14 protein-coding genes are annotated in these 14,355 nt (G+C 48.0%); 6 read left to right on the forward strand and 8 right to left on the reverse strand.

What is annotated here, in order from left to right; translation table 11 throughout:
• Nucleotides 1-28: 28 nt before the first annotated feature.
• From KIU71_RS02645 to folB, 4 genes are read right to left on the reverse strand one after another with little or no spacing between them, the layout of a single operon-like run.
• Nucleotides 29-400: a histidine triad nucleotide-binding protein gene (locus KIU71_RS02645; protein ID WP_214129600.1), complete on the reverse strand. Its 372-nt coding sequence runs from the start codon at nt 398-400 to the stop codon at nt 29-31.
• Between the two features lie 46 nt (nt 401-446).
• Nucleotides 447-1,247, reverse strand: coding sequence for an undecaprenyl-diphosphate phosphatase (locus KIU71_RS02650; protein WP_214129601.1), 801 nt, complete (start codon nt 1,245-1,247; stop codon nt 447-449).
• Between the two features lie 6 nt (nt 1,248-1,253).
• Entirely contained in the window at nt 1,254-1,748 is a 495-nt protein-coding gene (gene folK / locus KIU71_RS02655; protein WP_214129726.1) for a 2-amino-4-hydroxy-6-hydroxymethyldihydropteridine diphosphokinase, read from the reverse strand.
• A gap of 9 nt (nt 1,749-1,757) precedes the next feature.
• Nucleotides 1,758-2,108, reverse strand: coding sequence for a dihydroneopterin aldolase (folB, locus tag KIU71_RS02660; protein ID WP_214129602.1), 351 nt, complete (start codon nt 2,106-2,108; stop codon nt 1,758-1,760).
• A 108-nt stretch (nt 2,109-2,216) separates the two neighbouring features.
• Between folB and plsY the strand changes: the two genes are divergently transcribed.
• Entirely contained in the window at nt 2,217-2,819 is a 603-nt protein-coding gene (plsY, locus tag KIU71_RS02665) for a glycerol-3-phosphate 1-O-acyltransferase PlsY (protein ID WP_214129603.1), read from the forward strand.
• 1 nt (nt 2,820) lies between these two features.
• Here plsY and tsaD read toward each other — a convergent pair whose 3' ends face one another.
• Nucleotides 2,821-3,834, reverse strand: coding sequence for a tRNA (adenosine(37)-N6)-threonylcarbamoyltransferase complex transferase subunit TsaD (gene tsaD / locus KIU71_RS02670; protein WP_214129604.1), 1,014 nt, complete (start codon nt 3,832-3,834; stop codon nt 2,821-2,823).
• Between the two features lie 194 nt (nt 3,835-4,028).
• Between tsaD and rpsU the strand changes: the two genes are divergently transcribed.
• From rpsU to KIU71_RS02695, 5 genes are all read left to right on the forward strand, one after another.
• A complete protein-coding gene (gene rpsU, locus KIU71_RS02675; RefSeq protein WP_070123829.1) occupies nt 4,029-4,244 on the forward strand; it encodes a 30S ribosomal protein S21 in 216 nt (71 codons plus the stop codon).
• Nucleotides 4,245-4,304: 60 nt separating this feature from the next.
• Nucleotides 4,305-4,748 (forward strand): GatB/YqeY domain-containing protein, encoded by a 444-nt coding sequence (locus KIU71_RS02680; RefSeq protein ID WP_214129605.1) that lies wholly within the window; start codon nt 4,305-4,307, stop codon nt 4,746-4,748.
• A gap of 80 nt (nt 4,749-4,828) precedes the next feature.
• Nucleotides 4,829-6,616 (forward strand): DNA primase, encoded by a 1,788-nt coding sequence (dnaG, locus tag KIU71_RS02685; protein ID WP_214129606.1) that lies wholly within the window; start codon nt 4,829-4,831, stop codon nt 6,614-6,616.
• Nucleotides 6,617-6,870: 254 nt separating this feature from the next.
• Nucleotides 6,871-8,769 carry an RNA polymerase sigma factor RpoD gene (rpoD, locus tag KIU71_RS02690; protein ID WP_261348270.1) on the forward strand — a complete coding sequence of 633 codons (1,899 nt, stop codon included), beginning with the start codon at nt 6,871-6,873 and terminating at the stop codon, nt 8,767-8,769.
• Nucleotides 8,770-8,994: 225 nt separating this feature from the next.
• The gene (locus KIU71_RS02695) at nt 8,995-9,618 is read left to right on the forward strand and encodes an MYXO-CTERM sorting domain-containing protein (RefSeq protein ID WP_214129608.1); all 624 of its coding nucleotides are present in this window, start codon (nt 8,995-8,997) and stop codon (nt 9,616-9,618) included.
• 62 nt (nt 9,619-9,680) lie between these two features.
• Here the strand turns inward: KIU71_RS02695 and KIU71_RS02700 are convergent, their stop codons facing one another.
• The 3 genes from KIU71_RS02700 to KIU71_RS02710 all read right to left on the reverse strand — a co-directional run bounded on the left by KIU71_RS02700 (nt 9,681) and on the right by KIU71_RS02710 (nt 14,353).
• Nucleotides 9,681-10,394: a mechanosensitive ion channel domain-containing protein gene (locus KIU71_RS02700; RefSeq protein WP_214129609.1), complete on the reverse strand. Its 714-nt coding sequence runs from the start codon at nt 10,392-10,394 to the stop codon at nt 9,681-9,683.
• Nucleotides 10,395-10,508: 114 nt separating this feature from the next.
• Nucleotides 10,509-11,213, reverse strand: a complete 705-nt coding sequence (locus KIU71_RS02705; RefSeq protein ID WP_214129610.1) for an HAD-IB family phosphatase — start codon at nt 11,211-11,213, stop codon at nt 10,509-10,511.
• Nucleotides 11,214-11,242: 29 nt separating this feature from the next.
• Nucleotides 11,243-14,353, reverse strand: coding sequence for an efflux RND transporter permease subunit (locus KIU71_RS02710; RefSeq protein ID WP_214129611.1), 3,111 nt, complete (start codon nt 14,351-14,353; stop codon nt 11,243-11,245).
• Nucleotides 14,354-14,355 lie beyond the last annotated feature (2 nt).

Here is a 14,355-nt window from a genome sequence, read left to right on the forward strand (position 1 = left end):
GCTCATCAACGTACCTGACACAGTTAACCTATTCCAAACTCTCCTTTAACTCGTCTGAATAAGGTGGCCAGCCAAGCGGCTTACCCGCGAGCACATGTAAGTGAATGTGATACACCGACTGGCCACCAAACTCATTGCAATTCATGACCGTGCGAAATCCCTCTGAGGCAAAGCCTTTTTGATCAGCTAGTTGCGCGGCAACCCAATATAAATGCCCTACCAGCTCGCGGTCATCCTTGCTGATGTCATTGATGGTGGCAATACGCTTTTTGGGTATGACCAGAAAATGTACTGGCGCTTGTGGGTTAATATCAGCAAATGCCAGCGCGAGGTCATCCTCATAAAGAATGTCCGCCGCAATACTTTTATCAATAATCTTGTCAAAAATAGTGTCGCTCATAACCTTCTCCTTCAAATGTGCGTGGCATCGTTCTCGTTTCAGGCTGCTATGCAAACACAAACCACAATAAAACGGCACCGAGCATTAGCCGGTAAATGACAAACGGCAACATGCCAATCCGTGATATCCAACTAAGAAATAAATAGATACAGAGATAGGCACTGACAAATGAAAATGCCGCGCCGTAAAACAGCGCTGACCAATCAACGGCTTCACTACTTTGCAGAAGATCCACTGTGGCTAACAGGCCAGCCCCTAAAATGGCTGGAATGGACAGCAAAAATGAAAAGCGTGCTGCGGCTTCCCGCGTGAAACCGAGCATCAATGCCGCCGTCATGGTGATCCCAGAACGCGATGTACCGGGAATTAGCGCCACGATTTGCGCCAAACCAATCAGCAACGCCTGCATACCCCGCATGTTAGCCATCTTCAGCCTGAGTTTCGCGGTTGCATCGGCGTACCACAATAACAGTCCGAAGAGTATCGTCGTCGTTGCCATGACCAGTGCCGTACGCGCATTCAATTCGATCCAATCTTTCATCAGGAAACCGGCGATAACCACGGGTATCGTGCCAACGATCACCCACCACGCCAAGCGGCTATCATCAGTTTGCTGAGCACGCCAACCATGCGAGCAAAATGCGACTGTCATGCGCGCCACGTCCTGACGAAGGTAAATGAGTACCGCCAACAAACTGCCAACATGCACAGCAACGTCAAAGGCAAGCCCCTGACTGCGCCAGCCCAGTAATTCAGCAGGTAACAATAAGTGCGCTGAGCTTGATATCGGCAGGAATTCTGTGATGCCCTGAATAATCGCCAGTATTATTATTTCAAACCATGTCATTGGCGTTTAGTTCCATGAAAAATCAATTGGCCACAAGCGTTGTTGTTTTTTATCATATTCAGCCCATAGAGTGGCATAAGTTTTTTGTACAACGGGATGAACCTCATCGGGCACAATTTCCGCCAGAGGCTGCAAAACAAAGGCATTATAGGTAATTTCCTCTCGTGGCAGCACAACGGGAGACTGAGTCACCAGAGAATCATAGGTTAGCAAATCCAAATCCAGCGTTCTTGGCGCGAATTTCTTTTCGCTTGGCATGCGGCCATTTTCACGCTCAATGGCTTTCAGCGTCCGGCACACGTCGCCCACTGCCATGGTGGTGTATGCACTCACCACTAAGTTATAAAATGCAGTTCCGCTGAACCCTACCGCTTCACTTTCATAAACAGACGATAAGGTGACATCTGAAAATAGGTTTTGCAATGCTTCGACACCGCTGCGGGTGTGAGTTTCACGCTGAATATTGCTGCCGACACTGATAAGAATATGATGACGTAATATACTCACGGTTTACGCTTTTCTGATTAGCCGCACAGCAACTTTGCGTGCATTGGGCAGTATGTTCGGTTTGGTGATCGTGACATCGATTTGCCTCAGACTAAAATTTGCAAATAGCTGATCACAAAACTTTTGTGCCAGCGCTTCAAGCAACTCAAATCGGGCATTGGCGGCAACAGCAACCAAAAATTCGGCAACTTTGGCATAATCAATGGTGTCAGAGACATCGTCAGACATGCAGGCCGTATTTAGATCGGCATTTATCACCAAATCCACATAAAGCGTTTGAGGCTTGGTGCGCTCCCATTCATACACGCCAATCACGGTTGAAACCTCAAGGCCTTCAATAATTACTTGTTCCATAGGCAAACTGTCACAGTATTGAGCGGAAACAGTGCGCGGCTAAACTAGCGCGAGCAACCGCTTTCTTGTAATGTGGCGTCAGTTTACCGTGAACCTAGCAATGATGACATGGCTGCACTGATAATTTTGATGTTCTGTACCGCGTATCTGTGCGGTTCGCTTTCCAGTGCTGTCATTGTATGTCGTTTATACGGCCTGCCTGATCCCCGCCTAAGCGGTTCGGGGAATCCGGGCGCAACCAATGTGTACCGTCTGGGTGGCCGGATACCGGCCATACTCGTGTTGGTCAGCGACATTCTGAAAGGCACCATACCCGTCTACCTGAGCTATTTTTTAGGCATTGAGCCACTTTTTCTGGGCCTGATTGCGATTGCAGCGTGCTTAGGGCACATATTCCCTGTATTTTTTGGTTTTCAGGGCGGTAAAGCCGTTGCCACGGCATTTGGCGCGATGCTACCCATTGGCCTCGATTTAGCAGGCCTGCTGATAGCAGCTTGGTTTGTCACTGTGTTGATTTTTGGTTATTCGTCGTTAGGCGCGCTGGTTGCCGTTTCTCTGGCACCGTTGTTCACCTTTTTAATCAAGCCTTTGTACACGGTTCCGGTGGCGATGTTGTCAGTACTGATTATTATTCGACATCATGAAAACATCAGGCGACTCTGGCACCGTGAAGAAAGCAAGATTTGGGATAAAGGCAGAACCCGGGAGTGACTTAGAGTGCAGGTAGCTCTTCCAGAGGCCATCGCGGTTTTGCGCGGCAATCGTAGTCACTTTTTTGCCCAGCGTTTAATCGCTGTGCGCCAGCATACGCAATCATCGCACCGTTATCGGTACAAAATGCCAGACTGGGATAGTACACCTGCCCCCGCAGCGAGCGCATAACCTCACTCAGTTGGGTTCGCAGATAATGATTTGCGCTAACGCCGCCAGCAACCACAAGCCGTTTTCGCCCGGTTTGTTTAAGCGCCCGTTTGGATTTGATCACCAAGGTGTCTACCACCGCTTCCTGAAAGGCAAAAGCAATATTGGCCCTGGTCTGATCTTGATTGTCAGACGCTCGGATAGTATTCGCCGCAAAGGTTTTTAACCCACTGAAGCTAAAATCCAGTCCCGGCCTGTCGGTCATTGGTCGGGGAAACTGATAATGCCCTGGCTCACCATGGTCCGCCAGTTTGGCGAGCAAAGGCCCCCCCGGGTAGTCTAATCCCATGAGTTTGGCGGTTTTGTCGAATGCTTCACCGGCAGCATCATCTATGGACTCGCCAAGCACGGTGTATTGCCCAATGCCTTGCACATCGACCAAGAGGGTGTGTCCACCGGAAACCAGCAGCGCGACAAAGGGGAACTCCGGCCTGTCATCTTCCAGCATCGGTGCAAGCAAGTGGCCTTCCATGTGATGTATCCCGATTGACGGAATATTCCATGCGTACGCCAAACTTTTCCCCACCGATGCGCCAACTAAGAGAGCACCTACCAAACCTGGGCCTCGCGTATAGGCGATCCCATCTATATCAGACGAGACAAGCCCCGCTTCGGCAATCGTTTCACGAATAAGCGGTACAATTTTACGTACATGATCGCGCGACGCCAATTCAGGCACAACGCCCCCATAGTCAGCGTGGAGCTTTATCTGGCTATATAAAGAGTGTGACAATAAACCTGCTGTGGTGTCATAAACGGCAATGCCGGTCTCGTCACAGGACGTTTCAATACCTAGTACGCGCATGGAAATGGTAAATGCTCAATAATATGGTGGTGTTTTAGCTTGGCGCGTAGTTTACGTGTTTCCGAGTTTTTCGCAAATTCGGCTTTACTTCTTTTTCAGATATGATTAGAATTCCGCACCATTTTTAACCCGGGTGGAGCTAATCCCTCAATGAAATCCCGGTCGATCAGTTACTATTTGAGGTGAATTTGTAAATGCCTATCGTTAAAGTTAGAGAGAACGAGCCGTTTGACGTTGCTCTTCGTCGTTTTAAGCGTTCATGTGAAAAAGCCGGTGTACTATCTGAAGTACGTCGTCGTGAGTTTTTTGAAAAACCAACATGGGAACGCAAGCGTAAGAAAGCAGCCGCTAAAAAGCGCCACATGAAGAAGTTGGCGCGCGAAAATGCTCGTCGCGTAAAACTCTACTAAGATAGATTTTATTTAGAAAAACGCGCCGCTTATGGCGCGTTTTTTTTCGGAGGAAAAATCATGTTGCTGATAGAAACGTTAAAAGAAGCCCAAAAAGACGCGATGCGAGCGAAAGATAAGCTACGTTTAGGCACTATCCGTATGGCTTTAGCTGCGATCAAACAACGCGAAATTGACGAACGTATTACTTTAGATGACTCAGACGTATTGGGTGTACTGACCAAAATGGTTAAGCAACGTAAAGACGCAGCACAACAATTTGATGATGCCAACCGAGCCGATCTGGCTGACAAAGAGCGCGAGGAAATTGTCGTGTTGGAATCGTTTCTGCCCCAACCTCTCAGTGAACAGGAAATTGACGAGTTAATCGAGGAAGCGATGACAACCACTGGTGCGACGACCATGCAGGACATGGGCAAGGTAATGGGGCATATCAAGCCGATTGCCCAAGGCCGCGCTGATATGGGGGCGCTAAGCGGCAGAATTAAAGCCAAGCTTGGCTAGCGCAAGAGCGCTATTGTACTATTATAAGCGCCAGCTTACTGCTACAGTCTGAGTTCTTATTTAGGAAGTAATCATCCTCCATGGCCGGCATGATCCCCCGAGATTTCATTGACGATATGATCGCGCGTACCGATATCGTTGATATCGTTGATAGCCGCGTTAAATTGAAAAAGGCAGGCAAAAATTACCAAGCCTGCTGTCCGTTTCATAATGAAAAATCACCGTCTTTCACGGTTAGTCAGGACAAACAGTTTTATCATTGTTTCGGCTGTGGTGTGCACGGCAATGCTATCTCCTTTTTGATGGAATTCGACCGGCTTGAATTCCCAGAAGCCATAGAGGAACTGGCCCGTTATCACGGCGTTGACGTGCCCCGTGAAAAAGGTAACCCATCAGATCGCCCCTCGATCCCGCGAGCACAGCTCGACAACGATTATGCGTTGATGGATAAAGCCACCAAATTTTTCCAGCAGCAACTCAAAAAGCACGCCAATTCTGAACACGTTATTAGCTATCTAAAAAAGCGTGGCCTAAGCGGGGAAACGGTGAAGCATTGGGAAATTGGTTATGCCCCCTCTGAGTGGGATGCCGTGCTCAGTCAATTTGGTAAAGGCGCGGATCAATCCACTCGACAGCAACAGTTACTGGATTTAAAGCTGATCACAGAAAACGACAACGGCAAGAGGTTTGATTTCTTTCGTGATCGTGTGATGTTCCCGATCCGCGATAAACGCGGTCGCGTGATTGGCTTCGGAGGCCGAGTATTAGACGAGGGTGGCCCCAAGTATCTCAACTCACCGGAAACACGTATCTTTCACAAAGGCAATGAGCTCTATGGCTTCTATCAAGCCAAACAAGCACATCGGCAGTTGGATAAGGTTTTAATCGTAGAAGGCTACATGGATGTTGTCGCTCTGGCTCAATACGGTATTGATTATGCGGTCGCTTCGCTAGGTACATCCACGACGCCTGAGCACATTCAAATGCTGGTGCGCGCAACAAACGATATTATTTGTTGCTATGATGGCGATAGAGCGGGCCGTGAAGCAGCATGGCGCGCCATGGAGAATGCCCTGCCTTATCTCAAAGACGGCGTTACCATGCGATTTCTTTTTTTGCCGGACGGCGAAGATCCAGACACCATGGTGCAATCCATCGGTCAACAAGCCTTTGAAGCCAAGCTGGACGAAGCACAGCCACTGTCACGTTTCCTGTTTGACAATCTTATGCAGCAACATAATGTGTCATCATCCGAGGGCAAAGCCGCGCTCAAAGCACATGCACAGCCGTTGATTGAGAAGATACTGGGCGATAACCAGCGTGATTTGTTGCTTGAAGAGCTTAGCCGTTTATGCGGCGAACGTGATCGATATCGACGCGATAGAGACATTCAGCAAGCGAATCAGAACAGTTCTCGCCCGCGGTATGTGCCGTCTGGTGCGCCGCAAAAGACCACCATATCGCCGGTTCGCATGATGATCAGATTGTTGCTTGATAATCCAAGCCTAGCGATTGAATCTCCACAAGTCGACCTGTCCGCTTTGGTAGAAACGGCCATACCGGGTTTAGATGTTCTGGTTAAAGTTCACCAATTCTGTGCCGCTCATCCGCACGCGCACACCGGCGTTGTACTTGAGCACTTTCGCAATACCGCTGAATCACGCATTTTGTCGAAACTGCTCACTCAGGAACATTTTGTCAGTGATGAGGGAGCGAAGGCTGAATATGCTGACAGTTTCGCAAAATTGATCAATTGGCACTGCGAACAACGTATGGAACAACTCATGGTTAAGGCTCGTGTATCCGGTCTTTCTGCCGATGAAAAGCAGGAGCTTAATTTATTGATGCAGGCAAAAAAGCCAGGGTAATGCGGTTGAAATTGACTGAATCGTAACCATTTTGATGTGGCGAAGAGTAACGAAATTCTGCTATACTGGCTAATTCGCATTAGGCACAGTGCCAGAGTGGTGGCAATAATGAATGCAGCGCTTTCGAGATGAAACATTGGCGGTACGCACCGCACTTAACACCGAAAAGCCATTGCCCGAATCGAGTCTAAACTGTGCCATTGTTTGTATAAACACGCAAGCAGCAAATACGACAGAACACGCTTAAGTCGGGATTGTGGGTAGTTACGCTATGCACTGTCACGGTCACAAATTTTTCGAATGAGAGAAGTGTAAAATTTATGGTGCAAAACAAGCAGTCTCAGATCAAACTTTTGATTGCCAAAGGTAAAGAGCAAGGCTATTTAACCTTTGCTGAGGTTAACGACCACTTACCGCAAGACATTATCGACTCTGATCAGATTGAAGACATAATCCGAATGATCAATGACATGGGCATTCAAGTGTCTGAATCTGCGCCAGATTCAGACGAATTGCTCATGCAGGAAAATACGCCCGATGAAGAAGTTGCTGAAGCCGCCGCACAGGCACTTGCAACGGTTGAAAGCGAGATTGGTCGTACAACTGACCCGGTACGCATGTACATGCGCGAAATGGGTACGGTAGAACTTCTCACGCGTGAAGGTGAAATTGAAATCGCCAAACGCATTGAAGATGGCATCAATCAAGTTCAATGCTCCGTGGCAGAGTACCCTGAAGCCATCACTTACTTGCTTGACCAATGGGACCTTTACGAAGCAGAAGAAATCCGCATTAGCGACATCATCATAGGTTTTGTCGACCCGAATGAAGAAGACGTTGCGCCGACCGCTACGCACGTAGGTTCTGAGCTATCGCAAGAAGAGCTAGATGACGAAGATGATGACGACGATGACGACGACGATGATGAGGAAGACGATAACAGCGTTGACCCAGAAGTCGCCCGCGAGAAATTCAGTGAACTGAGAGTTCAATACGAAAAAGCGCGTGATGTCATTGAGAAGAAAGGCCGTTCACATAAAGAAGCACGTAAACAAATCGAAGCATTGAGCGACATCTTTAAAGAGTTTCGCTTAGTGCCCAAGCAATTTGATCGCATGGTTAAAAATATGCGCGATATGATGGATCGGGTGCGTATTCAAGAGCGCTTGGTCATGAAGTATTGTGTCGTGAATGCGAAAATGCCAAAGAAAGATTTTATCAAAGCGTTTGCGGGTAATGAAACTTCAACGGATTGGCTCGAAACCGTCCTCAAGGGCAAAAAAGACTATGTTGAAGGGATCTTAGTTCAAAAAGAAGACATTGAACGTAGCGTCAGCAAGATGAACCAGGTCGAACTTGAAACGGGCTTGGTGATTGCGGATATCAAAGATATTAATCGCCGTATGTCGATTGGTGAAGCCAAAGCGCGCCGTGCCAAGAAAGAAATGGTTGAAGCCAACTTGCGCCTCGTGATCTCTATCGCCAAAAAATACACCAATCGCGGATTACAATTTCTTGACCTTATTCAGGAAGGCAACATTGGCCTGATGAAAGCGGTCGACAAATTTGAGTACCGCCGAGGGTACAAGTTCTCAACATACGCAACATGGTGGATCCGTCAAGCCATCACACGCTCAATTGCTGACCAAGCGCGTACTATTCGTATTCCTGTTCACATGATTGAGACCATCAATAAACTGAATCGTATTTCTCGCCAGATGTTGCAGGAGATGGGCCGCGAGCCAACGCCAGAAGAGTTATCTGAGCGTATGCTAATGCCTGAGGACAAGATCCGTAAAGTGTTGAAGATTGCCAAAGAGCCAATTTCAATGGAAACCCCCATTGGTGATGATGAAGATTCACACTTAGGTGATTTTATCGAGGACAGCACCATTATTCAGCCGTTGGACTCCGCCACGGGTGGCAGTCTAAAAGATGCGACTCAGGAAGTATTAGCCGGGTTGACTGCACGAGAAGCGAAAGTACTGCGCATGCGATTTGGTATTGATATGAACACGGACCATACGTTAGAAGAAGTTGGCAAACAGTTCGACGTTACCCGAGAGCGTATTCGACAAATTGAGGCGAAGGCGTTACGTAAGCTGCGTCACCCCAGTCGCTCCGAGCAATTGAAAAGTTTCTTAGACGAGTAATCAACCACGCGTCAATAGTCAAAAGTTGAGCGACTCCGGTGGAGTCGCTTTTTTTTGCCTGACAAAGCTGCCTGTCAAGATAATTTACAAGTCTGCTAAAAACCCATACCGAACAAACAATATTTACAAACAAAACAACGCTTTAAAATTAGGGCTCGGTTCTTGCTTATAATCTAAGGTATCGCGTCAGCAGACGTGAATTTAGGGAAAAATAGAGAGAGATAAATGAAAAAATTAGTATTGGCTTGTTTAGTATCAGTGACCACCTTGTTTTCAATGGCTTCGCATGCGGCACTTATTACGTCTGCCGACATCGAATCTGTTAGCGTGACAGGCCCTGCGCAATGGAGTTTTTTAAACATCAATGAATTGTTCAACGGCAGTGTAGAAACCAAAGCACCGTCTACACGATTCATCGGTTTCCGCAATGGCGGCGCCGAGCCTAATGCAGCCGCACCTATTTCTATTGCAGTGACGTTTAGCTCATTGTTCGACATCAATGTGTTTTCATTCTTTAATGATTGGGGCAACAATTTCGAACAGCAAGTCAGTGCAATCACCATCTTTGGTTTCGACATGAACGGCAACGCGACGGGTTCAAATACCTTTACTGGCTTACAAACCAATAGCTTCGCTGCAAGCACGTTTTCTGGTAGTGATGTAAGCGCACTTAAAGGCGTTAAGTCGTTAGCCATCAATATTACTGCGACACAAGGTGGCAATCTTGAAATTCGCGAATTGCAGTTTGATGCCAGTGCGATAGCGCCAACAGCAGTTAATGCCCCAGCAACACTCGGCTTGTTTGGGCTTGCACTAGGCGCGTTGTTGCTTAGAAGAAAAGCTAAATAATAAGCATTATTTATTTTGCTTGAGGCCCCTTTTTAGGGGCCTTTTTTATTGGCGGTACAGGATTATTTGTGTTCAAAAGGCCCTGTATTAGACGAACTGGATGAGGCTGACTGGGCAGGCGCTGGTGGCGGATTCGCAGCCGGATTATTCTGGCCAACTGGCGGCACTTGAGTACCGGTGTCTTGCACTGCATTTGGTTGATTAAAGTGCGCAAGCGGGAATTTACCAATTGATGCAAAACGAGCACGTGGATTGATAATCGACGGGCGAGTGAGGATCAAGTTATTTGGATACACAATGATCTCGCGCTCATCGGTGATTAATTTTGCATTAAACAGATTTACTTCGGCGATATAGCCTTCAATGTAATTGTCACCATCAACAATCCGGACATAGTTACCACGGCGAAAAGAGGGTTGAAACAACAGCACAAAGTACGATGTAACATTGCTCAGCAGCGACCAACTGGCAAAGAGTGCGACACCGGTTAATGTCAGCAGTGAGGTTGAGATCAGCAGCAGACCACTAAAATCGATCCCCCACACGATCAGCAGCAAAGCAAAAAACACAATTCCAGCGATAACGCGCGTAATATGGTTGGCTTTTTTAACCGCTTCACTTTTCAGGTTCGACTTAATCACTTTGGATTCGATCAGCGGTAACGCCAACCGTGTGAGTAACGAATAAGTGACAAGCAGTATCACGCTCCAGACAAGATGGGTGCGATACTGTAAAAGCACCGCAGAGATATTATCTAACCAGACTGATTCCAACATCGAGAAAAAAGACCTATAACAAATGTTGCGCAACAAGCGCGCAGTATAACGCTTTACTCGCTAATGTGCGTTGCTGGGATACAAAAAGTTTCAGAGGCTTGCGCACTAAAAGGTTCATTCTTGCGCACGAGACCAATGCAATACCTGCGCGCTGTCAGCAAAACGATCTTGGAATTGGATAAGGCAATCAGGTTTAGGATTGATCACGTAGCGGCGCCGACTCACGCTCAGCAAAGGGATATCGGCCGCACTATCTGAGTAGGCGTAGTCTGCGCCATGGGCAATCAGCCCGCGCTCATTGAGCAAGTTGACTTTATTTTGCGCATAACAGAACTCTGCACTGATGCGTCCGGCGTAAAACTTAGCGTCACTGCTACCCAGCAGTACGTCATACTGAATACCCAAGGCGCGACAAATGTCTCTTGCCAACCAGCGTAGCGCCCCTGTGACAATGATTACATGATGACCCTGCGAGCGATGCCAATCCAACCTTGCCAAGCCTTCAGGATAGGCTTGAACACCTTTGTCATCAATGACGTAACGCGCTGCGCGCCAACGCAATGTTAGATAACGTTGGCGTGACAATCCAGCCGTGGCGGCCCACAAATATACAGAATTTCGTTGTGCCAGTGTCCATTTTCGCCAATCTGCCCACTTCACCAGTGGCATCAGGCAAAGTGTCAAAAGCTTACGTCGCCAATTTCGTGTCAACATAAAACGCAGCCAATGCGCCGTGCAATCTGAGCTAATCAATGTGTAGTCAAGATCGAACAGAGCAACGCTACGTTGCTCTGTGTGGGTGTCACAGGAAGAACTCATGTCGCAGAGAAAACGTCAATAACGGAACATTACTCCATCTTACCCTTATCATACGGGATCTCTTCCTCTAATTGCTCAATTTTCTGTGCTCGTGCCAGAGGAGAACCGGTATTTCGCGCCAGCCACGCATACGCAGTTGGCACAACAAACAGCGTCATAAACGTTGCCACAATAACACCAGCAAAAATAACCATACCAATCACCATTCGGCTTTCCGCCCCTGGCCCTGATGCAAGTACCAGCGGTAACGCACTGAAAACGGTAGTAAATCCGGTCATCACAATCGGGCGTAATCGCATACTCGATGCTTTGCGCAACGCCATCTCAAATTCCTCGCCGGCGTCTCGCAGTTGATTGGCAAACTCAACGATAAGGATGCCGTTTTTGGCGGCAAGGCCAATGAGCATCACAAGACCGATTTGACTGTATATGTTAATACTCATATTGCTGAGATACAGACCGACGAAAGCGCCTAGCAGCGCGAGCGGCACGGTTAGCATGATCACCCAAGGGTGTATCCAGCTCTCAAACTGAGCGGCCAGTACCAGATAGGTGATCGCCAGAGCCAGTATGAAAATAAAGATAAACGAGTTACCTGATTCCTGATAAAGCTGCGACTCGCCCTTGTAATCAATAGACACAGAATCAGGCAGTTCTGTTTTAACAATATTTTCAAGATAGGCCAATGCTTCGCCTACGGTATAACCCTCAGCCAGATTGGCGCTGATGGTAATAGAGCGCATGCGATTATAACGATTGAGCTGTGATGATGTGGCGCGTTCATCGAAACTCAACAAATTATCCATTGGGATCAGTTCACTGGTGCGCTGCGAACGAACATAAAGATTGTCGATGCTGCGTGGGCTACGGAAGTCTTCGTCGATGCCTTCCATGATGACATCGTATTCTTCGCCACGATCCAGGAATGTGGATACACGCCGCTGGCCCAGCATGGTCTCCAGCGTTCGGCCAATGTCAGATATGGAGACGCCCAAATCAGCCGCTCTGTCTCTGTCGATATTCACCAGCAGTTGCGGCGTTGTTTCTTTATAGTCAGAGTCTAAGCGCAGCAACTTTTCATTCTCTGAGGCTTTTTCTATTAACGTATCACGCCAATCCACCAACTCTTCGTAGGTGTTGCCTTGTAATACAAACTGTACCGGCCGACCAAAACCACGCCCAGCAATAGAACTACGCATAATGGCAAATGCCCGCACATCAGGAATATCGTTTAACTTGCCGCTGATTTCGTCCATCAGCTCGAAGGTCGTGCGTTTGCGTTCATCCCAGTTGGCCGCGCCCACAATGGCAATACCCGCTCCGCCACCAAAACCCGGTGTACGTACCAGAACACGCTGCGTTTCGCCGCTTTCACGATACTCAAGCAAGATATCTTCAATCTTTTTTAAGTTGCGCGAATTACTCTCATAGCTCGCGCCTTCTTGCGCCTGCATGAGGATGAAAAAATTGCCCCGATCTTCTCTGGGGACAAATTCGCGCGGGATCAAATTGTATAGCTGATACACAGCAACGATCGCAAAAATGAGCAGTACAACCATCATCACGGGTTGGTGTAATGTCGTTGCCAAGCTGTTGAAATAGCGCTTTTCGAGCTTTTTGAAGTTGTTGTCGACGAACTGGCCGAATCGAGAACTGCGCTCGCGTTTTTCAAGCATTTTCGACGCCATCATGGGCGACAACGTGAGTGCGGTAAAGCTTGAAAACACCACCGCCGCGGCAATAGCTATTGCGAACTCGGTAAATAAGCGACCGATATTCCCTTCCAAAAAAACTAAGGGTAAAAATACCGATACCAGTACCAGCGTCGTTGCTACAACGGCAAACCCCACTTCACGAGCGCCTCGATAGGCCGCTAAAATCGGCGGCTCGCCCATTTCGATGCGACGATAAATATTCTCAAGTACGACAATCGCATCATCCACCACGAGTCCAATGGCTAATACCAGAGCCAACAGGGTGAGCAAATTAATCGAGAACCCCATGACGTACATCACAGTAAATGCTGAAATAAGGGCTACCGGCACTGTAATCGCGGGGATCAAGGTTGCCTTAACATTGCCTAAGAACACATAAATCACAATCACGACCATCAACATTGCGATCCCCAGCGTGTTGTAGACTTCGTTGATGGATTCCTCGATGAATACGGATGAATCATAACTGGGCACAATGAATATGTTTTCAGGTAGCGTCTCTTCAATGCGCTCGATCGCTTCACGCGCAGAGCGGGCAACTTCTAACGTATTGGCTTTTGATTGCTTGATAATACCCAGGCCAATCATGTTGACCCCATCACCACGGAAATCGGTTTTGTCATCAACCGACGTCAGCTCGACGTTAGCGACCTCTTTTAATCGAACCAAGTAGCCGTCATCCCCTACGGCGACGGTCAAATTCGCGAAGTCATCTGCGCTGAGGAAAGTACGTGCAACGCGAACCTCCAAATCACGGTCGACTGACTCGACCTGACCTGCCGGTAACTCAACATTCTCGGAACGGATGATGCGCTCAATATCGGCTACAGTAACCCCCCGTGCCGCCATTGCATTGCGGTCAAGCCAGACTTTCATCGCATAATCACGCCCACCACCGACTTGTACTCGTGCGACACCTTCGGCAATAGACAATCTGTCCACCACAAACCGGCGCGCATAGTCGGTCAATTCCATGGTGTTTAAATTGGTACTGCGCAAGTTGTACCAGATAATCGCGTTCTCATCGGAGTTTGATTTTGATACTTCGGGTGGGTCAGCTTGATCAGGCAAATTGTTCAATGCCCTACTCACTCGCTCGCGAACGTCATTGCTGGCCGCATCAATATCACGGCTTAATGTAAACTCAATGTTGATACTGGAACGCCCATTGCTGCTGGTTGAAGTCACATTTTTAATGCCTTCAATACCGCTGATGCGGTCTTCCAGAATTTGCGTGATACGCGTTTCTACAATGTTTGCGGATGCACCGGGGTATCGTGTTTCAATCGACACTATCGGCGGATCAATGTCAGGGTATTCGCGCAGCGACAGCAGTGACACGGCCACTAAGCCGAATACAATTAACAGTAAGTTAATGACCGAGGCAAAGACTGGGCGTTTGACGGACGTATCTGAAAGCCACATAG

The sequence above is a fragment of the Alteromonas oceanisediminis genome, from assembly GCF_018474025.1.
Classification (GTDB): domain Bacteria; phylum Pseudomonadota; class Gammaproteobacteria; order Enterobacterales; family Alteromonadaceae; genus Alteromonas_E; species Alteromonas_E oceanisediminis.

Coding starts and splice junctions, on each gene's coding strand:
- KIU71_RS02645 (WP_214129600.1), bottom strand. CDS start 400: ATGAGCGACACTATTTTTGACAAGATTATTGATAAAAGTATTGCGGCG.
- KIU71_RS02650 (WP_214129601.1), bottom strand. CDS start 1,247: ATGACATGGTTTGAAATAATAATACTGGCGATTATTCAGGGCATCACA.
- folB (WP_214129602.1), bottom strand. CDS start 2,108: ATGGAACAAGTAATTATTGAAGGCCTTGAGGTTTCAACCGTGATTGGC.
- plsY (WP_214129603.1), top strand. CDS start 2,217: ATGGCTGCACTGATAATTTTGATGTTCTGTACCGCGTATCTGTGCGGT.
- tsaD (WP_214129604.1), bottom strand. CDS start 3,834: ATGCGCGTACTAGGTATTGAAACGTCCTGTGACGAGACCGGCATTGCC.
- rpsU (WP_070123829.1), top strand. CDS start 4,029: ATGCCTATCGTTAAAGTTAGAGAGAACGAGCCGTTTGACGTTGCTCTT.
- KIU71_RS02680 (WP_214129605.1), top strand. CDS start 4,305: ATGTTGCTGATAGAAACGTTAAAAGAAGCCCAAAAAGACGCGATGCGA.
- dnaG (WP_214129606.1), top strand. CDS start 4,829: ATGGCCGGCATGATCCCCCGAGATTTCATTGACGATATGATCGCGCGT.
- KIU71_RS02695 (WP_214129608.1), top strand. CDS start 8,995: ATGAAAAAATTAGTATTGGCTTGTTTAGTATCAGTGACCACCTTGTTT.
- KIU71_RS02700 (WP_214129609.1), bottom strand. CDS start 10,394: ATGTTGGAATCAGTCTGGTTAGATAATATCTCTGCGGTGCTTTTACAG.
- KIU71_RS02705 (WP_214129610.1), bottom strand. CDS start 11,213: ATGAGTTCTTCCTGTGACACCCACACAGAGCAACGTAGCGTTGCTCTG.
- KIU71_RS02710 (WP_214129611.1), bottom strand. CDS start 14,353: ATGTGGCTTTCAGATACGTCCGTCAAACGCCCAGTCTTTGCCTCGGTC.